The sequence below is a fragment of the Marinicella meishanensis genome (assembly GCF_019931145.1).
GTDB classification, from domain to species: domain Bacteria; phylum Pseudomonadota; class Gammaproteobacteria; order Xanthomonadales; family Marinicellaceae; genus Marinicella; species Marinicella meishanensis.
Map to the genome: position 1 here is coordinate 216055 of NZ_JAIOUV010000002.1, position 24162 is coordinate 240216.

At 53.7% G+C, this 24162-nt stretch carries 24 protein-coding genes; 14 read left to right on the top strand and 10 right to left on the bottom strand.

Annotated elements, in window-relative coordinates:
* The first annotated feature begins 141 nt into the window (after positions 1-141).
* The 6 genes from rph (at position 142) to K7G70_RS03495 (ending at position 5813) form a co-directional block, all read left to right on the top strand.
* A complete protein-coding gene (gene rph / locus K7G70_RS03470; protein WP_223787208.1) occupies positions 142-861 on the top strand; it encodes a ribonuclease PH in 720 nt (239 codons plus the stop codon).
* Positions 858-1463: an RdgB/HAM1 family non-canonical purine NTP pyrophosphatase gene (rdgB, locus tag K7G70_RS03475; RefSeq protein ID WP_223787209.1), complete on the top strand. Its 606-nt coding sequence runs from the start codon at positions 858-860 to the stop codon at positions 1461-1463. The genes rph and rdgB overlap by 4 nt, the downstream gene beginning before the upstream one ends.
* Positions 1464-1500: 37 nt before the next feature.
* A complete protein-coding gene (gene hemW, locus K7G70_RS03480; protein WP_223787210.1) occupies positions 1501-2649 on the top strand; it encodes a radical SAM family heme chaperone HemW in 1149 nt (382 codons plus the stop codon).
* Positions 2650-2719: 70 nt separating this feature from the next.
* The gene (locus K7G70_RS03485; protein ID WP_223787211.1) at positions 2720-3907 is read left to right on the top strand and encodes an alkaline phosphatase PhoX; all 1188 of its coding nucleotides are present in this window, start codon (positions 2720-2722) and stop codon (positions 3905-3907) included.
* Positions 3908-4793: 886 nt separating this feature from the next.
* Positions 4794-5132 carry a hypothetical protein gene (locus tag K7G70_RS03490; protein WP_223787212.1) on the top strand — a complete coding sequence of 113 codons (339 nt, stop codon included), beginning with the start codon at positions 4794-4796 and terminating at the stop codon, positions 5130-5132.
* 21 nt (positions 5133-5153) lie between these two features.
* Complete coding sequence (locus K7G70_RS03495; protein WP_223787213.1) at positions 5154-5813, top strand: hypothetical protein; 660 nt, start codon at positions 5154-5156, stop codon at positions 5811-5813.
* A gap of 27 nt (positions 5814-5840) precedes the next feature.
* On the opposite strand, the gene K7G70_RS03500 is transcribed toward K7G70_RS03495, so the two are convergent.
* Positions 5841-6287, bottom strand: a complete 447-nt coding sequence (locus K7G70_RS03500) for a GNAT family N-acetyltransferase (protein WP_223787214.1) — start codon at positions 6285-6287, stop codon at positions 5841-5843.
* A gap of 68 nt (positions 6288-6355) precedes the next feature.
* On the opposite strand from K7G70_RS03500, the gene K7G70_RS03505 reads away from it, so the two are divergent.
* Together K7G70_RS03505 and K7G70_RS03510 are read left to right on the top strand one after the other, a co-directional pair.
* Positions 6356-7291, top strand: coding sequence for an MBL fold metallo-hydrolase (locus K7G70_RS03505; protein ID WP_223787215.1), 936 nt, complete (start codon positions 6356-6358; stop codon positions 7289-7291).
* A gap of 120 nt (positions 7292-7411) precedes the next feature.
* Complete coding sequence (locus K7G70_RS03510) at positions 7412-8206, top strand: ion transporter (protein ID WP_223787216.1); 795 nt, start codon at positions 7412-7414, stop codon at positions 8204-8206.
* 25 nt (positions 8207-8231) lie between these two features.
* Here the strand turns inward: K7G70_RS03510 and moaB are convergent, their stop codons facing one another.
* The 4 genes from moaB to K7G70_RS03530 all read right to left on the bottom strand — a co-directional run bounded on the left by moaB (position 8232) and on the right by K7G70_RS03530 (position 11637).
* Positions 8232-8741 carry a molybdenum cofactor biosynthesis protein B gene (moaB, locus tag K7G70_RS03515; RefSeq protein ID WP_223787217.1) on the bottom strand — a complete coding sequence of 170 codons (510 nt, stop codon included), beginning with the start codon at positions 8739-8741 and terminating at the stop codon, positions 8232-8234.
* Between the two features lie 61 nt (positions 8742-8802).
* On the bottom strand, positions 8803-9978 hold the full coding sequence (locus K7G70_RS03520) for a vWA domain-containing protein (protein WP_223787218.1): 1176 nt from the start codon (positions 9976-9978) through the stop codon (positions 8803-8805).
* Positions 9979-9993: 15 nt separating this feature from the next.
* Positions 9994-10839 carry an AAA family ATPase gene (locus K7G70_RS03525; RefSeq protein ID WP_223787219.1) on the bottom strand — a complete coding sequence of 282 codons (846 nt, stop codon included), beginning with the start codon at positions 10837-10839 and terminating at the stop codon, positions 9994-9996.
* Between the two features lie 75 nt (positions 10840-10914).
* Positions 10915-11637, bottom strand: coding sequence for a cupredoxin domain-containing protein (locus K7G70_RS03530; RefSeq protein ID WP_223787220.1), 723 nt, complete (start codon positions 11635-11637; stop codon positions 10915-10917).
* Positions 11638-11794: 157 nt separating this feature from the next.
* Here K7G70_RS03530 and K7G70_RS03535 point away from each other — a divergent pair, with 157 nt between their 5' ends.
* Together K7G70_RS03535 and K7G70_RS03540 are read left to right on the top strand one after the other, a co-directional pair.
* On the top strand, positions 11795-13594 hold the full coding sequence (locus K7G70_RS03535; RefSeq protein WP_223787221.1) for a DUF1800 domain-containing protein: 1800 nt from the start codon (positions 11795-11797) through the stop codon (positions 13592-13594).
* Between the two features lie 10 nt (positions 13595-13604).
* Positions 13605-14930 carry a DUF1501 domain-containing protein gene (locus tag K7G70_RS03540; RefSeq protein WP_223787222.1) on the top strand — a complete coding sequence of 442 codons (1326 nt, stop codon included), beginning with the start codon at positions 13605-13607 and terminating at the stop codon, positions 14928-14930.
* 4 nt (positions 14931-14934) lie between these two features.
* Here K7G70_RS03540 and K7G70_RS03545 read toward each other — a convergent pair whose 3' ends face one another.
* Entirely contained in the window at positions 14935-15801 is an 867-nt protein-coding gene (locus K7G70_RS03545; RefSeq protein ID WP_223787223.1) for a hypothetical protein, read from the bottom strand.
* A 44-nt stretch (positions 15802-15845) separates the two neighbouring features.
* Positions 15846-16049: a DUF465 domain-containing protein gene (locus K7G70_RS03550; RefSeq protein WP_223787224.1), complete on the bottom strand. Its 204-nt coding sequence runs from the start codon at positions 16047-16049 to the stop codon at positions 15846-15848.
* A 97-nt stretch (positions 16050-16146) separates the two neighbouring features.
* Between K7G70_RS03550 and ttcA the strand changes: the two genes are divergently transcribed.
* The 3 genes from ttcA (at position 16147) to K7G70_RS03565 (ending at position 19645) form a co-directional block, all read left to right on the top strand.
* Positions 16147-16941, top strand: coding sequence for a tRNA 2-thiocytidine(32) synthetase TtcA (gene ttcA / locus K7G70_RS03555; protein ID WP_223787225.1), 795 nt, complete (start codon positions 16147-16149; stop codon positions 16939-16941).
* 115 nt (positions 16942-17056) lie between these two features.
* Positions 17057-18712, top strand: a complete 1656-nt coding sequence (locus K7G70_RS03560; RefSeq protein WP_223787226.1) for a M28 family metallopeptidase — start codon at positions 17057-17059, stop codon at positions 18710-18712.
* A gap of 45 nt (positions 18713-18757) precedes the next feature.
* A complete protein-coding gene (locus tag K7G70_RS03565) occupies positions 18758-19645 on the top strand; it encodes a LytR/AlgR family response regulator transcription factor (RefSeq protein WP_223787227.1) in 888 nt (295 codons plus the stop codon).
* A gap of 47 nt (positions 19646-19692) precedes the next feature.
* On the opposite strand, the gene K7G70_RS03570 is transcribed toward K7G70_RS03565, so the two are convergent.
* A complete protein-coding gene (locus K7G70_RS03570) occupies positions 19693-21003 on the bottom strand; it encodes an NHL repeat-containing protein (RefSeq protein ID WP_223787228.1) in 1311 nt (436 codons plus the stop codon).
* Positions 21004-21376: 373 nt separating this feature from the next.
* Between K7G70_RS03570 and K7G70_RS03575 the strand changes: the two genes are divergently transcribed.
* Positions 21377-22504: a prenyltransferase/squalene oxidase repeat-containing protein gene (locus K7G70_RS03575; protein ID WP_223787229.1), complete on the top strand. Its 1128-nt coding sequence runs from the start codon at positions 21377-21379 to the stop codon at positions 22502-22504.
* Between the two features lie 85 nt (positions 22505-22589).
* On the opposite strand, the gene mtgA is transcribed toward K7G70_RS03575, so the two are convergent.
* Both mtgA and K7G70_RS03585 read right to left on the bottom strand, forming a co-directional pair.
* Positions 22590-23300 (bottom strand): monofunctional biosynthetic peptidoglycan transglycosylase, encoded by a 711-nt coding sequence (mtgA, locus tag K7G70_RS03580; RefSeq protein ID WP_223787230.1) that lies wholly within the window; start codon positions 23298-23300, stop codon positions 22590-22592.
* A 41-nt stretch (positions 23301-23341) separates the two neighbouring features.
* On the bottom strand, positions 23342-24157 hold the full coding sequence (locus tag K7G70_RS03585; RefSeq protein WP_223787231.1) for a M23 family metallopeptidase: 816 nt from the start codon (positions 24155-24157) through the stop codon (positions 23342-23344).
* Positions 24158-24162 lie beyond the last annotated feature (5 nt).

Consider the following 24162-nt stretch of genomic DNA (forward strand, 5'->3'; position numbering starts at 1 on the left):
ACAGCAAACATGAGAATATCGGCGCAACATCACAAAATCAGCCCGGAGTTGATTCAGCTTTGCGGCGGTTTTTTCGTGGGCTGAACGGATTCATGACCCCGGTCAATGTTAAAATGGCGGCTTTGATCACAAACCACATCCATGAGACCTTCACAACGAGCCAATGACCAGCTGCGCGACGTCAGCATCCAACGCCATTTCACCATGCACGCCGAAGGTTCGGTGATGATCAGTTGTGGCAACACCCAGGTGTTGTGCACCGCCAGTGTGGAAGACCGCATTCCGGGTTGGCTGCGGGGCAAAGGCCAAGGTTGGGTCACCGCCGAATATGGCATGCTGCCACGCTCCACCCACTCTCGCATGGGCCGGGAAGCCGCCCATGGCAAACAAGGCGGTCGCACCCTGGAGATCCAACGCCTGATCGCCCGTTCGTTGCGCGCGGTGGTGGATCTGCACGCCTTGGGCGAGCGGGTCATCACCCTGGATTGTGACGTCATTCAAGCCGATGGCGGCACCCGCACGGCCTCAATCACCGGCGCCTATGTGGCCATGTGTGATGCGGTCAATCACCTGCTGCAAACCGGTGAACTGAAAAAAAACCCGATCCATGGTGCGGTGGCCGCAGTGTCGGTGGGCATCTACAACAACCAGCCGGTGCTGGATCTCGACTACCCAGAAGATTCCAATGCCGAAACCGACATGAACGTGGTGATGAATGACGGTGGGCATTTCATCGAAGTACAAGGCACCGCTGAAGGCCATGCCTTCCGTCGGGAAGAAATGGATCAACTGTTGGATCTGGCTGAAAGTGGCATCCAGCAGTTGCTGAGCGCCCAACAACAAGCCCTGGCCAAAGCATGAGCCAAACCCGCCAACGCGTCATGCTGGCCAGTGGCAATGTCGGTAAGTTGCGCGAATTTGAGGCGGCCTTCGATGCCTTGCCCATTGACCTGGTGCCACAACCCAAAACAGCCGAATACGAAGTGGCGGAAACCGGCACCACCTTTGTCGAAAACGCCATCATCAAAGCCCGCCATGCCAGCCGGCTCAGTGGTTTGCCGGCCTTGGCCGATGATTCCGGCCTGATTGTACCGGCTTTGCAAGGCGAACCCGGGGTTTATTCGGCCCGCTATGCCGGCGCAGGGGCCAGTGATGCCGACAACGTGCAGAAGTTGTTGCAACAAATGGCCGCCTTGAAAACCCGCCGCGCGCATTTTTATTGTTGCCTGGTGTTCATGCGCCACCATCAAGACCCCGATCCCATGATTGCCAAAGGCCTGTGGCCGGGTGAAATCAGCACCCAAGCGGCCGGTGATGGCGGCTTTGGCTATGACCCGGTGTTTTATGTGCCGACCCACGGCTGCACCGCGGCCGAATTGGCCCCTGAGATCAAACGCAGCCTGTCGCACCGCGCCCGTGCCATTGAATTGCTGACCGCCCAACTCAAAGACGGCTTCGCCTGATGGTTTGTTGCCGGCCCAATGCCGATCAGGGGCGGTCATGTTGATCCCACCCAAACTCAGCCTCTACATCCATTTCCCCTGGTGTGTGCGCAAATGCCCGTATTGCGATTTCAATTCCCATGCCTTGAAACAATCCCTGGATGAAGCCGCCTATCTGGCGGCCTTGCAACATGACCTGGAACAGGATGTGGCCGACGTCTGGGGCCGACCGGTGAACACCATTTTCATGGGTGGCGGTACGCCCAGTTTGTTTTCCGCCGAGGCCATGCAGTCACTGTTGCAACACGTCCGGGCGGTGCTGCCCTTGCGCCCTGATGCCGAAGTGACCATGGAAGTGAACCCCGGCAGCCAGGAGTTTGATCAATTCGGTGGCTACTTGGAGGCCGGAATCAACCGCTTGTCATTTGGCATCCAGTCATTGGATGACCAACAATTAAAGAAACTGGGGCGCATCCATGACCGCCAACAAGCCCAACAGGCGGTGCAACTGGCCCGACAAGCCGGATTTGACAACTTCAATTTAGACCTGATGTTTGGCTTGCCTGGGCAATCCTTGCAGGCCGCCAAAGAAGACTTGTTGCGCTTGTTGGATTGGGCGCCCACCCACGTGTCTTATTACCAGTTGACCATCGAGCCCAACACCTTGTTCGCGGTGAAAACACCCGAGGGCCTGCCCGATGTGGATTTGCAACACGACATGTATTTACAAGGCCGCGAAATCCTCGCCGCCCATGGCTTTGAACAATACGAGGTGTCCGCCTATGCCCAAGCCGATCGCCAGTGCGAGCACAACCTCAATTACTGGCAATTTGGCGATTACCTCGGCATCGGGGCCGGCGCCCACAGCAAAATCACCCTGGGCCACAGCGGCCAGATCCGCCGCCAAGCCAAACAAAAACACCCAGCCACCTACCAACAGCAAGTGGGCCACCCCAAACGGATCGTTGAACAACGCTTTTTGGATGCCAGCAACCTGCCGTTTGAGTTTTTGTTGAATCACCTGCGCCTCAAAGCCCCGTTCACCTGGGAAAAATACCATGCCGTCACCGGTCTGGACAGCCAGTCCTTGCGAGACGCCTTTGAACAGCAGGTCCCCGCAGACTGGTATGTGATGGATGAAACGCAACTGCAGTTGACCGAAACCGGCTTCTTGATGAGTGATGCCATCCTGCAAAATTTCATTTAGGGCTTTTTTTCATCTGCTATTTACAATTCAGCGGTACAATAACCCACCCCTTTAACCACCGCACAGACCCATGCCCAATCGCCGAGAATTTGTTGGCCATGCCTTAAAAATTTCAGCCCTGACCCTGGCTTTCCCGGGTTTGTCAGCGGCCAAGACCAGTCCAGCCACCATGCACTTGATGCCCGCCGATGCCAATGGCGTGCGTTTGCCTTATGGCTTCAAATCAAGAATCGTGGCGGTGGAAGGCGTCGCCCCCAGTCCCCATTCCGAATACCGCTGGCACGAGCGCCCCGATGGCGGTGCGGTGTTCCAAGACCACAACCGCGACAACCGCGGCGGTTGGATCTACGCCTGCAATGAAGAAAGCAAAACCGGTGGTGTTGGTGCCTTGAAATTCAATGCCCAGGGCGAAGTCATTGATGCCTACCGCATCCTCGATCACACCCTGTACAACTGCGCCGGTGGCAAAACCCCATGGCACACTTGGTTGTCCGCCGAAGAAGTGCCCTATGGCCGGGTGTGGGAATGCGACCCCTATGGCAACAACCTGGCCCAACCGATCAATTGCTTGGGGTCTTTTGAGCATGAAGCCTGTGCCGTGGACCCAGTGGGCCGTGCCATTTACCTCACCGAAGACGAAAAAGACGGCCGCTTTTACCGCACCGTGTTACCCCAATACCCCAGTTACGAAGGCGGTCAACTGCAAGTGGCCGAAGTGCAAGGCGATGTGTTCGCCGGTGACGCCAAATTGATTTGGCACAACGTGCCCCGGCCCAATCCAGTGAAACCGGAACAAGAAACCCGTCACCAAGTGCCCCACTCCACGGTGTTCAATGGCGGCGAGGGTTTGTGGTACTTCGCCGGCTTTGTGTATTTTTCCACCAAAGGCGATGACCGCATTTGGGCGGTGGATTTGGCCCAGCAAAAAATTCGCGTGATCTACGACCGCCAAACCTCAAAGAACCCGGTGCTCTCTGGCGTGGACAACATCACCGTCGACAACAACGGCATTTTATATGTCTGTGAAGACGGCGGCGACATGCAAATCGTGTTGCTCAATGAAACCGGCCAAGCCACGCCCTTGTTGCAAATCGAGAACCAACGCAAGTCCGAAATCACCGGCGTGGCCTTCACCGATGACGGCAGCCGCATGTATTTCAACTCGCAGCGCGGTCCTTCCCGCAACGGCAACCTGGGCATCACCTACGAAATCACCGGCCCCTTCGAGCACGTACAGCAATTGTTCAAGTCGTTGTGAATCCAACTGACTTGATTGGACACTTCGACAGGCTCAGTGAGCTTGAATGATTGAACAAAATTGAACGGACACATCGTCAAGCTTAACCAGTAAGATCAGCACAGTGGACCGACCTTCAAATGATTGGCTGTTAGATCAATTTGAAGAACAGAGCAAAACGCAGTGAGCTTAAAAAATTAAAGCTGGCTGAGCCTGTCGAAGCCCAAGCCTGCACAACACATCCCCAGGAGCGTCGACTTCAGTCGACGTGGGTTTGCAGGTTCAGATCAGTAATCATGTTAACACCGTCAGCTTGCTTCAATCAGCGCAGCACTGTTCAATAAACTGCTTTGGATCACAAGTCCATTTCCTGCGGCTGCTGATGCCGGACTGCAGACCGACATGTCATCGACTGAAGTCGATGCTCCATCAGCTCCCTGGAGCGTCGACTTCAGTCGACGTTGGTATGTGCATTCAGGTCAGCAACAACTTCACCACAACCGGCTTTCTTCAGCCAGCTCTGATCAATGTCATGAGTTGAATTAGAAATTGATGGCCAAGTCAGCAGCTGGGGATGCCGGATTGAAATCCTCCATGTCATTGACTGAAGTCGATGCTCCTTAAGCCCCTTGGAGCGTCGACTTCAGTCGACGTTGGTTGGCTCAATCAGCTTTGATTGAGCCGCACAACTGATGGAGGCTATCCTGCTTTTTTGGCTTCATGGATCACCAACAGGATTGGCGTAATAATTAATACCCTCTAGGCAGTAAAAAATCCAGTATGATCAATTCAACTCAAAACCATCAACCGACTGGAACATACATGAAACAAAACGGATGAATCAGGTGTCAAAACCGTGATGGGAAACACTTGCAAAATCACCCCATCAACAGCCAAAGCAAGTCACATGTCTGATTTAAAAAAACATGTCCTCATCTTCCCCATGGTGATCTTTTTCAGCTTGGTTTTTGCTTTGAGTTTCAGTGAATACTGGTCCATTGCCATCGTGTCAGACCCAAACACGATTGAGTCATATCATTTTGGTTCTGAGCCTATGGTGGCACATGGTGGTGCCAAGTACAGATCGGCCGAGGCTTATGCCAGATCGAGCCTCATATTCACTGTCATGTCGCTGCTGGGCATTGTTTTGCCATGGTTTATATTACGTAGGTTCAAATCCAATCAAGTATTGATGTCTTTTTGCACAGGTCTGCTGCTATTGATGTTGATGTTTATGGCTGGTTGAGCACATTTCAGGATTGTTCACATGAAAAACACACTCAAATTGGCCTTGCTTGCCAGCCCTTACATTGCAGCAACGATGCCTTTCACTTCGCCAAACACCATCACCGATTCAGTCAGGGATTTCTCCGGAACGCAGGGTCAGAATGGCTGGTATTATGGTTATTGGGATCAAAGCCTGGATGTTGATGGCAGCTACGATCCACAGGACGATTTTCGCTTATTCAGCCATTTTGGAGCTGATCCGATCAACGGGCTGAGCCAGCACACTGACTTTTCAACGGGCCAGTTATGGTTCCTTGAGGACGGTCGATATTACACTTCCTTGTGGGCCGCAGGCGGACACCCCCATGGCACCATGGATCTTGGCTCATATGCCAAGGCAAATCACTGGGTGGTTCGCAGGTGGGTCAGCACCGTTAAGGGGCAAATCGGCATCAGCGGCCACGCAGGCAAGACCATGCCCTGGGGCGAAAACTGGGGTGGCGATATTAAATTTTTGATCATGGCTGGCGACCATGTGATTCATGAAGCCTCTGCGGATGACGGGGGTCAAGGGTTCACCATCAACACCGTGGTCCAAATCGGTACTCCAATCGATTTTATGATTGGTCCTGGCTCGGCAATCGGGGTCACTCAATTCACCGCATCGGTAAAAGCGGCTGACGGGTTCCCACTCAAATAGTCAATCGAGCTCTCAAGATCAGAACGGTTACCCAGCCCCCCCAATGGGCAAAAAATAGTGGTAGGTGCTGTCTTGTTTTTGGTAGCCCAGTTTGTCGTATAGTTTTTGGGCTTTGACGTTGTCCCAGTCGGTTTCCAGGATGATGCCCTTGGTGTCAGCGGCCAACTCCTTGGCGTGGTTCATCAAGGCTGCGGCCACCCCGGCACCGCGTGCGGGTTCGGCCACGAACAGGTCGTTCAAAATCCACAGGCGTTGCATGCTGACCGAAGAGAAGCTCGGAAACAATTGGGTGAAGCCCAGCAACTGGTCCTGGTCTTCGGCCACCAGGACCACCGATTCCTGTTGCGTCAGCCGTTCCCTGATGAAGGCCTCGGCCCCGGGCAAATCACCGGGCTGTTGGTAAAACCGCCGATAGCCATCAAACAACTGGCTGAGTTGGGGCAGGTCTTGAATGTCAGCTTTTCGGATGATCATATTGCACTTCTCGGAATTAAGACATATGATGATTATAGTCTCTCAAACCAACAACAGAGGAATCACCCATGAAAAAAATTCACACCTTTGGGGCCATGCTCGCCCTGACCTTGACCACCAGCTTGGCCAGTGCCAAAGACGAACCCAAAATCACATTCAAAGCCACTGAAGTCGGCCCTGGCATACACATGTTGGCTGGCCAAGGCGGTTTCACCGGCGGCAACCTGGGTTTGTTGGTCGGCGAAGATGGCGTGGTGTTGATCGATGATTCCATGCCGCCATTCCTGGACATCCTGAACCAGGCCATTGCCAGCATCACCGATCAGCCAGTGGACTTTTTGATCAACACCCACGTGCACGGTGACCACATTGGCAACAATTCGGCCATGGCCGACGGTGGCACCCACATCGTGGCCCATGACAACTTGCGCGAACACATGGTGAGCAAAGGTGTGCAAGGTCCTGATGGCATGGTCGAAGCCCCCAAATCGGCCCTGCCGGTACTGACTTTTGCCCAACAAATGACCTTCCATTTCAATGGCCAACCCGCCGTCGCCATCCATGTACCCAAAGCCCACACCGACGGTGATGCCTTGATCCATTTCCCGGAAGCCAACGTGATCCACGCCGGCGACACCTTTTTCAATGGCATGTTTCCCTTCATTGATTTGGACTCAGGGGGATCGGTTGATGGTTTCATCCATGCCCAAATGACCATGATCAGCATGGCCAATGACCAGACCAAAATCATCCCAGGCCATGGCCCCTTGTCCAACAAAGCCGAATTGCAGGCAGCCGTGGACATGTTGGTTGATGCGAAGAACATCATTGCCCAACACATCGCTGATGGCAAGACTGAGGCCGAAGTGCTGGCTGCCAATCCCCTGGCCAAGTACCACGATGACTGGAATTGGGGTTTCATCACCACCGAGCGCATGACCAAACAACTGTATAAAGGTTTGTCTCATGACCATCAACACGGCGAGCACGGGCACGAACACTGATTCGCGCCACAGCAGCAGCCAGCAAAGCCAACCACTCAGGTTGGCTTTTTTTGTTTCTGTCGTTGACTTCACCACAATAAACCTTATAAAGGGGGGTGGATAACTTCACGAGCAAACGGCATGCAAGACACCCTCAAACGCATACACGAAAATAAAATTTTCGAGTGGACTGTGGTCTCAGTCATCATTTTATCGGCCTTGTTGATTGGCGCCAAAACCTATCATTTACCGCGACCTTTTGTGATCTTTTTGACCTATGCCGACATCGGTATCACCCTGTTTTTCTTGGTCGAAATCACCATCCGTTTCATCGCCAGCGATGACAAGCGCAATTTCTTCAAAAGTGGCTGGAATGTCTTCGACACCTTGATTGTGGTGGTCAGCTTGATCCCTATCGAAGACTCAGAAATGGCCCTGGTGGGTCGCTTGGTGCGGGTGTTTAGGGTGTTGCGGATGGTCTCCATCGTGCCCGAACTGCGGGTGCTGATTAACTCCCTGATCAAAGCCATGCCACAACTGTCCTATGTGATGCTGTTGTTGTTCATCATTTTTTACATTTACGGCGCGGTCGGCAGTTTCTTCTTCAACGAAATCAACCCGGTGTTGTGGGGCGACATCGCCACCAGCATGTTGACTTTGTTCCGGGTGATGACCTTTGAAGATTGGACCGACGTGATGTATGAAACCATGGGCACCTACCCCTTGAGTTGGGCCTTTTACCTGTCGTTCATTTTCTTCACCGCCTTTGCCTTCTTGAACATGGTCATTGGCATCGTGGTCAATGTCTTGGAAAAAGAAAACGCCGCCCATGAACGCGAACGCCTGTTGGAAAACAGCGAAAACAAACTGACCCAGCTGGATCAAATTCAAATTGAACTGAAAGAAATTCGGGCCTTGCTCAAAGCTCGGCAGTGATGGGCTGTCGGGTCAAATGCTGCGCTCAGGCATCGCGCAGCTGGGCCACGAAATTACAGGGCTTGTGGCGGTTGTCCAATTGCGCCTTCAAGATTTGATCCCAAGCGGTGCGGCAGGCCCCGGTGGAGCCCGGTATACCGGCGATGAAGGTGCAGTTGGCGATCCCGGCCAGGGCCCTGGATTGCACCGTCGATGAGCCCACCTCGGCGTGGGACAGTTGGCGAAACAACTCACCAAAACCTGGGATGTGTTGCACCAACAAGGGCGCTATGGCATCGGGGGTCACGTCACGGGCAGCGAAACCGGTGCCGCCGGTGACCAACACCACATCGATGTCGGCCTGATGAATCCAGCCCGACACCACCGCCCGGATATGAAACAAATCGTCAGGAATCAATTCTCGCGCCACCACCACATGCCCGGCCACCTCAGCCCCTTGCTGCAAAGTCATGCCCGAAGTGTCGGTTTCCAGGGTGCGGGTGTCACTGACGGTGAGGATGGCGACATTCAAGGCGATCGCAGGGGCGTCATTCATGGCTGGTAAGCGTTGTTAATGAGGGCATGATTATAACCCAGGGTTTGTTGACTCCAAGCCATCATTTGGCCAAGGCATCGATGGCATCCTGCAAGCCGTTCAAGGTCAAAGGGAACATCTGTTGATTGACCAACTTGTGCAACATCTGGGTGGAGTGGGTGTAAGACCAATATTCCTCGGGAACCGGATTGAGCCACACCAGCTTGGACCATTGGGCGGTCAGCCGTCGCATCCAGGTGACCCCAGACTCTTCATTCATGTGTTCCACACTGCCGAACGGTTCGGTGATCTCATACGGCGACATGGCCGCATCGCCAACGATCATCACGTGGTAATCATGCGGATAGGTATGCAACACGTCCCAGGTGCTGATGTTTTCCTGCCAACGGCGGTCATTGTCCTGCCAGAGTTTTTCGTAAATGCAGTTGTGAAAATAGAAATACTCCAGGTGCTTGAATTCAGCCCGCACCGCCGAGAACAGTTCTTCACAGCGCTGCACGTGGTAATCCATCGAACCACCGACATCAAAGAACACCAACAATTTGACTGCATTGTGCCGTTCTGGGCGCATTTTCAAATCCAGCAAGCCAGCGTTGTCGGCGGTGGACTTGATGGTGCCGGGCAAATCCAATTCGTCGGCGGCCCCGGTGCGGGCGAATTTGCGCAGCTTGCGCAAGGCCATTTTCATGGCGCGGGTGTTCATTTCCGCCCCACCATCGAGGTTCTTGAATGCCCTCTTTTCCCACACTTTGGTGGCCCGGTTGTGGCGCCCTTCGCCGCCAATGCGGATGCCCTCTGGGTTGTAACCGCCATGACCAAAAGGCGACGTGCCGCCGGTGCCGATCCACTTGTTGCCGCCTTGGTGTTTCTTTTGTTGTTCTTCGAGGCGCTTTTTCAAGGTTTCCATCAGCTTTTCAAAGCCACCCAGGGCCTCGATCTGGGCCTTTTCTTCATCGCTCAGGTGCTTGATCCAATCCGGCTTCAACCAGTCATGCGGAATCAGAAACGAATCAAAGTCTTCGATCATTTCCAGGTCATGGAAATAGTGACCAAAGGCCACATCAAAGCGGTCGTAGTGCTTTTCGTCTTTGACCATGGTCATGCGGGCCAATTGGTAAAATCCATCGATGGAGCCAAACACCACTTGCTTTTCCAGCGCTTCCAGCAGCACCAACAGCTCCTTGACTGTGACCGGCAAGTGGGCTTTTTTCAGGGTGTAAAAAAAATCGATCAGCATGCCAACACGCCACCATCAACCATGACGGCGCATCATGAAAGCCAGTTTTTGCAGCATTTCCACATCCTGCTCGTTTTTCAGCAAAGCCCCATACAAGGGCGGTATGGCTTCTTTGATGCTTTTGTTTTGCAGGGCATCCAAAGGAATGTCATCGGCCACCAACAATTTGATCCAATCGATCAATTCAGAGGTCGAGGGTTTTTTCTTCAAACCCGGCACTTCGCGCACTTCGAAAAACACCTCCAGGGCGGCATTGAGCATGCTTTTTTTCAAATCCGGGTGGTGCACCTTGATGATCGCTTGCATGGTGGCTTTGTCGGGAAAGGTGATGTAATGGAAAAAGCAGCGACGCAAAAACGCATCAGGGAGTTCTTTTTCGTTGTTGCTGGTGATGATGATCAAGGGCCGCTGTTTGGCCCGCACGGTTTCACCGGTTTCATACACCGAGAATTCCATTTTATCCAACTCCACCAACAAGTCATTGGGAAACTCAATGTCGGCTTTGTCAATTTCATCGATCAACAACACCACTTGCTCATTGGCGGTGAAGGCTTCCCAGAGTTTACCTTGTTTGATGTAGTTTTTGATGTCATGCACCTTGGCATCACCCAATTGTGAATCACGTAAGCGCGAGACCGCGTCGTATTCATACAAGCCCTGTTGCGCTTTGGTGGTGGATTTGATGTGCCAACTGATCAGTTTTTTACCCATGGCCGCGGCCACTTCTTCGGCCAGCATGGTTTTGCCGGTGCCCGGTTCCCCTTTGATCAGCAAAGGGCGTTCCAGGGTCATGGCGGCATTGACCGCCAACTGCAGGTCATCGGTGGCTACGTATTGGTCAGTTCCGGTGAATCGAGTCATGGGTGTTGCTTGGTTTTGTGGGGCTTGTTATTTTACCCAAAGCCCAGTGAAGAAACCACCAATGTGGCGTCTGGGTCACTCGAAATCGCTGGCGAACAACACGTCACTGAGGACCCTGAGGATGCCGGTTTGGCTGGTGTGGGCTGGATTGGCGCAATGGTATGGGTACTCACCCGGCTCATAGAAACGCACATAGTTTTCCCATTGAAAACCGGTGGGATCGGTGTCAACCAATTGGCCATCACCTTCACAGCCGTCGGCGCAGACCAGCGAATCATCCAGGGTTCTGAAATTGTGCTCACCACCCTGATTTTGTAACAACACCACATCACCGGCCAAAACCGTCAAATCATCAGGCACAAAGCTGTTGTCCGGCTGGGCATTGATTTCATGCGTGGTCCCGCTGCTCGGCGTTTGCACCACCACGGTCCCCACCATGCCGAACTGGACATGGGGTTGGCATTCATAGGCCACGGTTTCGGGCACCCGAAAAGTCACTTCAGCGACCCAATTGTTGGCCGCGGCATTGCCGTCACCACCCTCGGCATCGCAGCCATTGGCACAACGGAATTTCCCCACGGCGTAGACGTTGTGCGCGCCGGGGCCTTGGTTGATCCAACGCACCGTATCGCCGGCCTCAATCACGATGTTGGCCGGACTGAATGAGTTGTCTTGCACCGTCACCACATGTGTGCGGGCCAACAACGGCGCGGCGGTGGCCAACAGCAGGCCCAGCAATGTGGGCGCCAGTAAGCGGTTTTTGGCCAAAGGTGACGTGTTTTGTTGGGTGGTGTTCATGCCCGCTCAATTGTAAGCAAAATGCCGGTTGAAAAGTTAAATTTGTGCTAATAGACAGGCTTTGACAAGCGCTTTTGGTTGGTTGTGTGAACTGTTTCTCACAACCACGGCAGCACAAGACCTAAATTGGTAGCAGCTAAAAAATTGCAGGGGCCACATGAATATATTCGCCAAAAAGTACCACAAATCCGCCGCCTTGAACAAGGCGCCCAAATCTGAATCACCCGTCAAAGCCACCAAATCAAGCACATTGACCACCAAGTCTACGCCCAGTTTGTCAATCAAACCGGGGGACTTGGATGGCAGCATCGCCACGCCCAACCTCACCCACCGGGTGCTGAGCAAAATGGCCTTTGGCCCCAGGGCCGCAGACATTGACCACATCAACAGCCTGCCAGGCGCCACCGAGATGGACCGAATTTTGGCTTACATTGATGAGCAACTGGACCCAGCCACCATTGACGACAGCGCGGTGGACCTGATGCTGAACCAAGGATTTTCCACCTTGAACAAAACCCAACAACAATTCTTCCAGGAACACGTTCACATCCCCGGTGGTGAAGACATTCCCTGGGACGTGCACATCCGCCCAGGTCGCGAAACAATTTATGCCGCCTTCATCCGCGGCATCAACAGCAACCGACAGCTGTTTGAAATGATGGCCGACTTTTGGCACAACCACTTCAATGTGTACATCGAAGGGGACAACATCCAACCGATGTTTGTGCACTATGACCGCGACGTCATCCGACCCAATGCCTTGGGTAATTTTCGCGACATGTTATACGAGGTGACCCGCTCCAATGCCATGTTGTCTTACCTTGGTAATGGCGTCAATGAACAATCGGCCCCGAATGAAAACTATGCCCGAGAACTGCTGGAACTGCACACCATCAGCGCCAAAAATTATTTTGGCCACATGCCTTGGGATGATGTGCCGGTTGATGGCCAAGGTCGACGCACCGGCTACGTCGAAGCCGATGTGCTGGAGTTGTCCCGGGCTTTGACCGGGTGGTCTTTCTCCGGCGCCTCCTGGCAAGACTACCAATACCTGTATGACCCACCACCGATCAACCTCAACCTGGCCCCCACTGGCTTGTTCATGTTCCGCTCTGACTGGCATGACCAAGGTGTGAAACGGGTCATGGGAGTGGACTTCTTTTATGATTCCAATGACCCGGAAAAAGACGTCAATGACATCCTTGACATGTTGGCCGAGCACCCCGCCACTGCCGAGTTCCTGGCCACCAAATTGTGTCGCCGTTTCATCGCCGATGAACCGCCGGCTGGGGTGGTGAGCCAAGTGGCCGATGCCCTGCAGCAAAATTGGCAAGCCAGCGATCAAATCAAAATCGCCATGGAAGTGTTGCTCAAATCGACTGAGTTTTTGAACACCTGGGGCGAAAAAATCAAACGGCCCTTTGAACGCACCATGGCCGCCTTGCGCCAGATTGAATACAACTTCAGTTTCGACCCCACCAATGAATATGCCAGCTGGCACCACTGGGGTTTTCAGGACTCTGGCCAACCGCCCTTTGGTTGGACTTCGCCCAACGGCTACCCCGATGTCAAAGCCCATTGGCTGGGCGCCTCCAGCAACATGTCAACCTGGAAATTCATCCAATGGACCAGCCGCTTTCGCGATGGCAACAACGGTGATGTGCCGTTCAACAACATCCTGAACATCACCGCCAACGGCATCCCCAATGCCAGTGACCGCACCGCCAACAACCTGGTGAATTTCTGGTATGAACGGGCTTGTGGCTTTCCACCCGATCCGGGCGTGCAAAGCAAGCTGGCCGAGTTCATGTCATACGATGACAACACCAACCCGGTCGTGGGTGACTTGAATGCGCCGATTGACATCTACAGCAATGACTGGCCAGGCTACAACAGCGAACGGTTGTTTGCGGTGGTGTCCACCATTTTTCTGACCGCAGAATTCAGTTACCGATAAGGAGCAGACCATGAAAAAAGTGAATCGAAGAAATTTCCTCAAAGGCAGCGGCCTGATCAGCGTGGCCGGCATGGGTGGCTTACAACTGGGTTTTGCCAACACCTTATTGCGTGGCGGCTCCAATGGCGGTGGCCGCGACTTGTTGGTCTATGTGTTCCTCAATGGCGGCATGGATGGCTTGAACATGGTGCCTCCGAGGTCTGGCCCTGACTACATCCAATACCGCGATGTGTTGCGTCCCAATTTACACATTCCCAATTCCATGTCCTTGGCCCTGAATGGTCAAACGGCCTTCGGCATGCACCCTTCAGCCAGTGGTTTGGCCACCTTATTCAACCAAGACAAGATGGCCATCATCCATGCCACGGGCCTGTTGGAGGCCAACCGCTCTCATTTTGAAGCCACCAAATACATGGAACTGGGCACCCAAGGCATCTCCGGCCTGGACACCGGCTGGTTAACCCGCTATTTCAACTCGTCATTGCACACCCCGGATGATGCGGTGATGCCTTCCATCGTGCCTTCTTACAACAACACCGACGCGGTGTTGGGTGACCCCACGGCGCTGGTCATGGCCAACCCCCAGGAATTCGCCTTGTCCGACGGGCATTGGGCCTGGGAAGAGTCGATGCAAAACATCCTGACCCAACTCAGCGCCAACCCCACCACCTTGGAACAACTGGTGGCCCACCAAACCCTGAATGCGTCGGCCATCATCCAAGCCATCGATTGGGACAACTATGTGCCCGGCAATGGCGCGGTGTATCCAGAAAGCTTTTTGGGCGATCAATTGCGCACCGTGGCGCAGTTGTACAAGAACGACGTCAACCTGGAAGTGGCCTATGTGCCCACCGGCGGCTGGGACACCCACGTGGGTCAAGGCACCGGCACCCAGGGTCAATTTGCCGATTTGACGGCCAATTTATCCGCTGGCTTGTATGCCCTGTACCAGGATTTGACCGCCACCCACAATGGCCGTTTCACCATCGTGGTGCACACCGAATTCGGTCGTCGGGCCTACCAAAACAGTGACAACAGCACCGACCATGGCTATGGCAACCCGATGTTTGTGATTGGGGATGAGGTCAATGGTGGCTTCTATGGCCAATTCCCCGGCTTGGCCCCCAACCAATTGTTCGAGGGTGGTGACGTCGATGTGACGGTGGATTACCGCGATGTGGTCAGTGAGGTGTTGATCAAACGCCAACAAAATCGGTTCCTGGGTTACATCTTCCCGGACTACACCGATTACACCCCATTGGGCCTGATCAATGGCAGCGACTTACCGCCGATCTATGATTTGGATTACGATCCGATCTTTGCCAGCGGCTTTTGATCCATCATTTTAATTGCCAGGCATCAACCCAACGGGTAGAGACCGGCACCATGTCAAAGTCGCTGACCAAGCGCTGGTGAAAATCGGACAAATGGGCGGCCCCATAAAAGATGGCGAAAGACTGGGCGTTTTTCGCCATTTCTCGTTGCAGCACTTGCAGCGCTTTTTTGTTGCGTTCGGCGACAATGGTCGACCCTTCTGAACCCTCCAGGGCTTGCATCAGGTCAGTGGAATTGGCCAATTCTTTGGCCATCACTGTTTTCAAAGCGTTTTGCCGGTCGGAGGAAACCAGGGCCATCAACAGCTCCAGATCACTGGCGGTGGATTGACCACTGAGTTGTTGGGACAAACTGGCCCGCCACATGTTGAACATCATGCTGAAAATCGATTCGCCTTTGTCATCCATGCTTTTTTGGAATTCTTCGGGGGTGAAATCGGCATGCACAAAATGTTGGCTGGTGTAATCGACTTCTTCCATCTGGTAAGACAAGCCCAACAGGTCTTTCAAACCGACTTGAATCTTGGACAAGGTGCCAGTGGTGGCCACCCCGCCTTTGGGAATCACGGTGCCTTCGGGGGCCACCAATTCATACAACACCACGTCATATTGTTTGAACAAGTCATTCAATTCCTGGTAGTAGCGCTGGTCACCAACATGCACGGCACCAACCAAATCAACGGTTTGCTCACCGCCGGTGCGTGGTTGGTAACGCACAATGGACACCTGTAAAGCTTTGTTGCCAGGTTCATCAACAAACTGAATGAATTCGGGGGTTTGGTCTGGGGTTTGGTAGGCTTGGGCTGCTGGCAAGAGCGCCATCAACAGGCAGCTGCTGAACCAAATAACCGCGTTGTGCTTGAGTGACTTCATGGTGTTATCGCTGTGTGTATAGGTCAAGATGTGGGGACAAACCGTCAGGCGTCAATGTCTGGAATCAACATATTTTCATAACAGATCAGCATGTCTTTGATCAGCAACTTGCGTTTTTTTAAGCGTTTGATCTTCAACTCATCGACTTCCCCGGAGTTGATCAGCACCTTGATGATTTCATCCAGTTCACGGTGTTCGTTTTGTAATTCGGACATCCGTTGTACGATTTCACTTTGACTCAATGTCATGCCGATTTTGAAATATTGTTTGACTGAGATAAAATTCTACCGCATCATTCAACACTTTTCCCCATTTATCATCAATATGCATCACGACCACGGCCCCATGATCCAGCTGGAACATAAACTCAGGCGCCAAATGGCCAAAGCCTCGGGGGATTTTGGTCTGCTGGAAGCCGGCGATCGCATCATGGTCTGTTTGTCCGGTGGCAAAGATTCCTATGCCATGTTGTCACTGCTGCAGTTGATCCAGCGCAAAGCCCCTTTCTCCTTCGAAATGATCGCGGTCAATTTGGACCAAAAGCAACCGGGCATTCCCGCGCATGTGTTGCCGAACTATTTGACCGAATTGGGGGTGCCCTTCCACATCATCGAAGAAGACACCTACTCGATCGTCAAAGAGATCATCCCTGAAGGCAAAACCACCTGCGGCTTGTGCTCGCGTTTGCGGCGCGGCATTTTGTACCGCGTGGCCGACGAATTGAACTGCAACAAGATTGCCTTGGGTCACCATCAGGATGACAGCGTGGAAACTTTGTTTTTGAACCTGTTCTTTGGCGCCAAACTCAAAGCCATGCCGCCCAAATTGCGCAGTGACGATGGCCAGCATGTGGTGATTCGTCCCATGGCTTACATCCGCGAACGCGACTTGATTCAATACGCCGAATACAAAGCCTACCCGATCATCCCCTGCAACCTCTGTGGCTCCCAAGAAAACCTGCAACGCCAGGCGATCAAACTCATGCTGCAACAATGGGACCAAATCAACCCAGGTCGGGTCGACAACATCGCCAAAGCCATGAGCCATGTGGTGCCCTCGCACCTGGCAGACCCTGAGCTGTATGATTTCAAATCATTGCAGCGATCAGATTGGTTGCAATTGGTCAAACAGCAAAACTGAATCCGACCCAATCTTTTTATGAATTTGGCTGCATGAAGACGCCCATTGACTGCAGCAAGCATGACTGGCTTGGGTTTGTGGCTTAAGGTGTTTGCATCAAACACCTGATCAAATCATGAAAAAACTCACCCTCATCGGGCTGCTGTTGACAGGCATCAGCCAAGCCAACATCCCCATCAATCCTGGTTTGGCCGGCACTTGGCACAACAACGCGGTGCCGGGGCAAGGCCTGTTCATCGATGTGATTCCTGAAGGCCAGGTGTTGTTTGCGGGCTGGTTCACTTATGTGCCCGATGGCGCGGACCCCCACGCCCCTTACTGGCTGACCTTACAAGGCGTGTATCAGGATTCGGTGGCTGAACTGTCCATTTTTCGCACCGACAACGGCTTGTTCAATACCGCCACCGCCGTCAACAATGTTCAAGTGGGCCTGGGCACCCTGTCCTTCACCAGTTGCACCAGCGCTGAGCTGACCTTTCAACTGGACGAATTCAACCTCAGTGACACCATCCCGTTGAACCGGGTGACCCCCGATGTGTCCTGTGCCGATTACGTGGAGAACAGCCCACCCCAGCTGAGTCAATTGAATTACCCACCTTCGGTGACCAATGTCCTCGTCACCGAAGGTGAAGGCGGTGTTCGCATCGAATTTGATCTGGCCGATGCCGAGCAAGATTTCCTGGACCTGTCATTCCAAGCCCTGGGCCCCAACAACCAGGTTTATGAGATTCCAGCGGCCCACCTCAGCGGTCATGTCAGCTATCCCGTGCTGACCGGAGAGCGCAAGTCCGTGGTGTGGCACCACACCCAAGACTTGGGCTTTCAAGCGTTGGGGTTGGCTGAGGTTCAAATCAAAGTGGTGGCAGATGACCGCCAATACAGCACCCTCCAAGCCATCGTTGATGCGGTCAGCGAGCAGCGCCTGATGGCCGACATCGCCGCCCTGGAAGGCGTGCGACACCACCAATTTGGCCCCCAAGGCTTGGCCACAGCACGCAATTACATCCGCCAACAAATGGCCACCGGGCCCATTGTGATGACCGAACAACCGTTCAATCAGATTGGAGCCACTGGCATCAATTTGATCGGCACCTTACCGGCGCAAACGGACACCAATGCGGTGTACATCATCGACGGCCATTACGACACTGTGGGCGGCACCCCAGGGGCCGATGACAACGCCACCGGCACTGCGGGCATGTTGGAGGCGCTGCGGGTGTTGTCGCAATTCAACAGCCAAGCCCACCTCAAATTCATTGGCTTTGACCAAGAAGAACTGGGCTTGCTCGGCGCCCGTTTCTATGCCAACAACAAAGACCCGAATGAGGACATCCGGGGTTTGCTCAATTTTGAGATGATCGGTTACACCTGTCGGGGTCAGGCTGAATGCGTGAATTTTCCCAATGCCGACACCTCCATTTACAACATCAAGAGCCACTTTGCCAACACCCTCAGTGACACCTTCATGCAAGTCGGTGCCACCCACGTGCCCGAATTGAAAATCACTGCCGTCACCGATGACGGTGATTTCAATTTTCGCCGCAGTGACCACGCCCCATTCTGGGATTTGGGGGTCGACGCCTTGTTTTTGACCGATGGGGCCAATTTCCGCACGCCGCATTACCACCAAAGCACCGATCGCCTGGCGACCCTGGACACCGCCTTCATGACCCAGGTGGTGAAAACGGCGGTGGGTACGGTGGCCACTTTGGCCGGCGTCAATCACCAAGGTGCTGCAACCAGCCCAAGCATCACCCTCAGCAACGACTGAATCACCCATGGACAAGCCATTCACAATCGAACATAATCTTTGATCATGCAAACCATCAAACGCCACCCCAGTAACACCTTCATCATCGTTTTTGCGGCCATCACCTGTGCCTCAATGATGGTGTTTGAAGCCGCCCAGCAATTGTTTTACGTGCGCCTGTACGAAATCAGCCTCACCGCCACCTTTCTCGATTTGTTCACCTCACAAATTCGCAAGTGGCTGTTGTTTTTGCTGTTTGCCATCCCTTTGTGGTGGCACATCAAAAAACTGGCAGACTTGGATGAACTGCATGTCACAGACATTTTAAAGACCATTGGTTTGATCTTTGTGTTGTTGTTCGCGGTCATACTCAGTATGTCAGTGGTTGAAATTGCCATCGTTGGAGATGCCTTTACTGCACACCGCATTTGGGCTGAATATTTCACCTTTTACACCTTCCAAAAAGTGCCCACCTATGTGTTTGGCTACACTTTTTTGTCCATGGTGTTTTATTTACACAGCAAGAACAACCAATTGACGGTGCAGGTGCTGAAACTCAGTGAATTAACGCAAAAAGACCTGAACATGTACTACCAGCACAAGGCCGCACAAGACCAAAACACTTCGGTGCTGAAAATCAAAGTGGGCAACACCTATAAAATCGTTTCCATCGAAGACATTGATTGGATCGAGGCCGATGATTACTGCGTCAACATCCATTGTCAAGAGCAAGACATGGTGTATTCCATGCGTGCCACCCTAAAGTCGCTGGAAGCCATGTTACCGCCCAATTTCCTGCGGGTGCACCGCAGTGCCATAGTCAACATGGATGGGGTGGAGGCTTATCAAACCAAAGGTTCGGGACTGATCACCCTCAAGTCAGGCGATGAAATCGCGGTGGCCCAAAGTAAGATCAAAGCGATCAAAGAATTCTTTGCGGTGGAACAAGGCTGACCGGTGGCAGCGCCACCGGCCAGGCCAATGTCATGATCTGGCCATATTCATTCGGCCAACAGCGACTCACACCAAATATCCGGCGTGATGCGTTGCAAGTCCATGCCACCGGATGGCGCCCCTGGGGCATCAAATTCATAATCCAATCGGGCCTCGAAACAGCTGAAAAACTCCAACCGCAAGCTACCCACCGCTTCGGTGGTCACCGGCACATCGAGGTTGAACTGGCCACCAGATGACCTGAAGATCGGCATCTCCAACACCGCACCGTTGGCCGAACCGGAGGCCGTGAACCAGCGGTTTTGTCTGGAACCAAAACCATCCAGTTCGGTGTCTGGATCGGCCGCTTGATCGTTATGAGTGAACCAAAACAACACCGCATCTGGCTGACCATCGGTCAGGATGATATCCAGCACCACCCCCTGGGCACTGGCGGCCGGATCCACCCAGGATCCTGCCAATCCGGCATTGATCAGAAAGTCATTGCTGGGGACGCTGGTGTCCGGGGCAATTTTGCGGATTGGGATCGGCACAAAAGTCTGTAAAGAGGTGCCGGTGACATACAATTCACCCGTCGGTCGGTGCACGCCAATGCCATTGGGTCTGGAAAAAGTGGCTTCCAACAAGGGCCCATCGCCTTGACCATCGATGCCGGTGCCGGCATAGGTGGTGACGTTGCCAGCGAAATCGACCCGATAGACTTTGTGCGCGGTGCGCCCCAACACGTAGTAGTGATCACCTGACAACTCCAAATGCCCACCACCGCCCGGGATGGTCGCAAACAAAGACACATTACCCGACAAATCCATGCGGAAAATGTTGCCCGTTTGCCAAGCCAACACATACAGGGCTTGATCATGCCCCCAAACCAAACCATTGGCACAACCGCCTTGGATGAAGCCCACGGTTTGGGCACTGCCACCGACCAAGCGGCTGATGCGGTTGGCGGAGCATTCGGCCACATACAGGTTGTTGTTGTCATCCACCGCCAGTCCCACCGGGCCGGCCAAACCACTGTTGACCACGGTTGGGCTGCCATTGGCACTGATGCGGTACACATCACCCCCATTGAAGGTCGCGGCGTAGAGGTCACCACTGGCATCCATGACGATGCCTGATGGGGCAAAACTCAGGCCGGAGGCAAACACCGATGCCTGCCCGTCTGGGGTGATTTTCACCATGGTGGTGCCATTGCCCGCTGAGGGGATGCCAAAGTCGTTGATGAACACATCACCATTGTCGGCCACAAAAATATCACCATTGGCACGGGCTTCAGAAAATGTGGTAACCACCCAATCATCTTCTTGCGCCAGTCCCACCCCACAGACCATAACCAGGTACAGTGCCCATCGTTTCATTGCTGCCATTGTTTACCTCAAAACTGTTAAGAACCAACAAGATAGCAAATAGCCTGGGACATAGGGACCCCATTGCAGCGACCCTCCAAGGCCATGCAGTGACTGGTGTGAGCTTGCAAGCAATTGGGGCGTTTTTGCAGGGAATGACACTGACGATCTTGGGCACTTGGCTTGGCCAGAGGCTGCCAAGCCCACCGGCTTGGGCCCAATTGCCCCAAAATGGGCTGTTTTTCTGCGCTTTGGCGACATTTCAGTCCAATCGGTTGTGGTCAAGCGGTGACAGCCGGTATGATGAAGTTACATTAATTGACAGACACCACCGGGGAAAACGATGAAAACTGTGACAATGACCGTGTTGAGCCTGTGCTGTTTCATGGTTCAAGCAAAACAAAAGATTCATCCCATCGTGACCACTCAAGGCTCGTATGTGGTTGCAGTCGATGTGGCCAATGAACCAGCCAACGGGCACCACACCCGCACCAGCCAGCAGGCCATCGAAGCCGGCGCCATCCACATTGCGGCTCAACAGTGTCCCAATGGTGGTTTTGGCTGGCCACACAATGACTGCGACAACACCTATAACAACATCACCCCACCCATCATCGACGGGGTGCGCCAAGCCTACCTCATGGACAGTAATTTGGGTTATTTGGGGGTGATGACGGCCGCTGGAGATTATGATTTGACCCACCAGTACGGCAATGCCGAGGCCCGATTTGGCGCCTTCACAGCCTATCAAATGTGGCATTTGAGCCGCGATACCGGTGATGACACATACCATGACTTCACTGAAATGGAGTTTTTTGCGGCCTTGGAAGCCGGGACCTACAGTGACGCCGATTGGGACACCGCCGGTTGGATTGCGGCGGTTGAAACGGCCCGTACCGGGACTTGGGTTAACCTCAGGCCGTGGGAATTTTCCAGTTTGGTGCTGATTGCTCAGAGACATTGTCGCCCCATCCAGTCCGGCTCGTTTGAACAAGCCATTTGGGCCGGCTTGGGCACTTTGGACCGGACCGATCCTGACAACGTTTACAGCGATGTCATCGGCGTTGCCGGCGGGTTGTTGGGCTTGGCCAGGATCAATCGGCTGAATTTTCCAGCGATCAACGCGCCCCTGCATGATGGGGTCAATGGCATTGACAACCTGGCAGACCTGGCTGACTATCTGGTCAGTTTACAAAACCCCAATGGTTCGTTTTACTGGCACTCCAATTTGGCTGCACCCGATGCAAGCGACCAAGACACCCAGTCGACCGCTTATGCGACTCTGGCCTTGATTGCCGCCAATGAACGGATGCCGATGCCAATTTATTCACCGGCCATTGCCGCTGCCAAAGCCTATTTGCTGACCATGCAAGACAATGATGGCGGTTTTGCCAGCTACCCGGGTGACACCGAACACAATACCGAAGTGGAAGGTGAGGTGTTGTCGGCATTGGGCACCATTGGTGTCTATGACCGCCTTTACCGCAGTGGCATGGAGTGTTATTTGTATTGAATCAATTGGGATGTGTTGAGAAGCCTTAGGTACAAGCGCAAGAGGTGCTGGTGCGTGACCGGTCGCAGGTGACATCCAGTGAGCGCTACAACTGGTCCAGGTAGGCTTCACTGCCCAGTTGTTTGATTTGTTGTTGGATCCAGCGTGCCCGCTGTTGCATGTATGCAGAGGGTGGGTTGATCGCGTAGGTTTTCGGTGCCGGCAAGCGGGCGGCCAGCAAAGCCGATTGTTGCGCAGTGAGCGCGGTCGCTGAAACACCAAAGATGGATTGCGCGGCGGCTTCGGCGCCATAAATGCCATCACCAAATTCCACCAGATTCAAATACAACTCCAATATCCGCCGTTTGGGCAGCAGGGATTCGATGGCTGCGGTGAAATAGACTTCCAAGCCCTTGCGCAGCCAACTGCGTCCGGGCCACAGGAATAAATTTTTTGACAACTGTTGGCTGATGGTACTGGCACCACGCATACTTTTGCCCGCTTGGCGGTCTTCCAACACCTGCTGAATGGCCGCCACATCAAAGCCCCAATGATCGGCAAACTTTTGATCTTCTGCGGCAATCACCGACATGGCCAAAGCTGGGTTAATGGCCGCCAAGTCACGCCATTGATGGCGCAACTCCGTTGCTGGGTGAGCATCACCATAAGCGCGTTGCAACATGAATGCCGTGGTGGGGGGATTGAACCAGCGCAGCGACAACACCCCCATCAGGGTCACCACCAACCACAGCAGTGTCAACCTGATCAGCCAGCGCCTGAGTCGGCGGAAAAAGCCAATTTGTTTGGTCTTTGCCATGGGTTTAAAATTCTGAAGCTGGCTTCAGCGGTTGACGGCAATCACTCTGCGGGCGCAGCCGGAATGATCAACTGCGGATCCAAACGCAAACCGGTGCCGATGTTGATGCGCCAGTCTAAATGCGGTCCGGTGGCCCGGCCAGTGGCCCCAATCTCACCAATTTTTTGCCCTTGTTCCAGGATTTGACCTTCATGGACATTGACCTGTGACAGGTGCAGGTAGGTGCTGTTCAAGCCATAACCATGATCAAGGATGATGGTGCCACCGGTGTAGTAATGATCCTCGACGGCCATGGTCACCACGCCACCGGCTGGGGCCACCACCGGAGTGCCGGTGAGGTTGGCAATGTCCATGCCATAGTGCGGTCGTTTCGGCTCACCATTGAGGATGCGGCGTGAACCATAGACCCCACTGACCCGACCGGTCGAGGGCCAAATGAAGGATTCCAGAAAATGACGCTGCTCTGACCACACCGCCCGGGCGGCTTTGACTTGGGCCTGCTCGCGACCAATTCGGGCCAAAGTCTCAGCCGGTGGATTGACTTTCGATGGGGGCAAGCCGTCGATGCGTTCGGTGGGAAAAGAGCGGGTTTGCACCGGCACAGTGGTCGAGTAGCTGTGGCCCTGATGCACGATTTGCACCGTTTTGCTGGCTTCATCGAAGCGACCAAAACCAAACATGAAGTAACCGTCATCGGTCACCGCCGTGGCCGAGCCATCTATTTCCACAGTGGCACCTGGATTGGTTTGGGCGATGATCAGCGCCCCCTGCACCGGCTCACCTTTGAGGCTTAAAAAGTAATCTTCAGCCCAAGCCGTTGGCCACCACAACAAACCCAGAATCATCACAAATTTCATGGCAT

Excerpts from the sequence above, each read along its gene's own strand:
- rph (WP_223787208.1), top strand. The coding sequence starts at position 142 with ATGAGACCTTCACAACGAGCCAATGACCAGCTGCGCGACGTCAGCATC.
- rdgB (WP_223787209.1), top strand. The coding sequence starts at position 858 with ATGAGCCAAACCCGCCAACGCGTCATGCTGGCCAGTGGCAATGTCGGT.
- hemW (WP_223787210.1), top strand. The coding sequence starts at position 1,501 with ATGTTGATCCCACCCAAACTCAGCCTCTACATCCATTTCCCCTGGTGT.
- K7G70_RS03485 (WP_223787211.1), top strand. The coding sequence starts at position 2,720 with ATGCCCAATCGCCGAGAATTTGTTGGCCATGCCTTAAAAATTTCAGCC.
- K7G70_RS03490 (WP_223787212.1), top strand. The coding sequence starts at position 4,794 with ATGTCTGATTTAAAAAAACATGTCCTCATCTTCCCCATGGTGATCTTT.
- K7G70_RS03495 (WP_223787213.1), top strand. The coding sequence starts at position 5,154 with ATGAAAAACACACTCAAATTGGCCTTGCTTGCCAGCCCTTACATTGCA.
- K7G70_RS03500 (WP_223787214.1), bottom strand. The coding sequence starts at position 6,287 with ATGATCATCCGAAAAGCTGACATTCAAGACCTGCCCCAACTCAGCCAG.
- K7G70_RS03505 (WP_223787215.1), top strand. The coding sequence starts at position 6,356 with ATGAAAAAAATTCACACCTTTGGGGCCATGCTCGCCCTGACCTTGACC.
- K7G70_RS03510 (WP_223787216.1), top strand. The coding sequence starts at position 7,412 with ATGCAAGACACCCTCAAACGCATACACGAAAATAAAATTTTCGAGTGG.
- moaB (WP_223787217.1), bottom strand. The coding sequence starts at position 8,741 with ATGAATGACGCCCCTGCGATCGCCTTGAATGTCGCCATCCTCACCGTC.
- K7G70_RS03520 (WP_223787218.1), bottom strand. The coding sequence starts at position 9,978 with ATGCTGATCGATTTTTTTTACACCCTGAAAAAAGCCCACTTGCCGGTC.
- K7G70_RS03525 (WP_223787219.1), bottom strand. The coding sequence starts at position 10,839 with ATGACTCGATTCACCGGAACTGACCAATACGTAGCCACCGATGACCTG.
- K7G70_RS03530 (WP_223787220.1), bottom strand. The coding sequence starts at position 11,637 with ATGAACACCACCCAACAAAACACGTCACCTTTGGCCAAAAACCGCTTA.
- K7G70_RS03535 (WP_223787221.1), top strand. The coding sequence starts at position 11,795 with ATGAATATATTCGCCAAAAAGTACCACAAATCCGCCGCCTTGAACAAG.
- K7G70_RS03540 (WP_223787222.1), top strand. The coding sequence starts at position 13,605 with ATGAAAAAAGTGAATCGAAGAAATTTCCTCAAAGGCAGCGGCCTGATC.
- K7G70_RS03545 (WP_223787223.1), bottom strand. The coding sequence starts at position 15,801 with ATGAAGTCACTCAAGCACAACGCGGTTATTTGGTTCAGCAGCTGCCTG.
- K7G70_RS03550 (WP_223787224.1), bottom strand. The coding sequence starts at position 16,049 with ATGACATTGAGTCAAAGTGAAATCGTACAACGGATGTCCGAATTACAA.
- ttcA (WP_223787225.1), top strand. The coding sequence starts at position 16,147 with ATGATCCAGCTGGAACATAAACTCAGGCGCCAAATGGCCAAAGCCTCG.
- K7G70_RS03560 (WP_223787226.1), top strand. The coding sequence starts at position 17,057 with ATGAAAAAACTCACCCTCATCGGGCTGCTGTTGACAGGCATCAGCCAA.
- K7G70_RS03565 (WP_223787227.1), top strand. The coding sequence starts at position 18,758 with ATGCAAACCATCAAACGCCACCCCAGTAACACCTTCATCATCGTTTTT.
- K7G70_RS03570 (WP_223787228.1), bottom strand. The coding sequence starts at position 21,003 with ATGAAACGATGGGCACTGTACCTGGTTATGGTCTGTGGGGTGGGACTG.
- K7G70_RS03575 (WP_223787229.1), top strand. The coding sequence starts at position 21,377 with ATGGTTCAAGCAAAACAAAAGATTCATCCCATCGTGACCACTCAAGGC.
- mtgA (WP_223787230.1), bottom strand. The coding sequence starts at position 23,300 with ATGGCAAAGACCAAACAAATTGGCTTTTTCCGCCGACTCAGGCGCTGG.
- K7G70_RS03585 (WP_223787231.1), bottom strand. The coding sequence starts at position 24,157 with ATGAAATTTGTGATGATTCTGGGTTTGTTGTGGTGGCCAACGGCTTGG.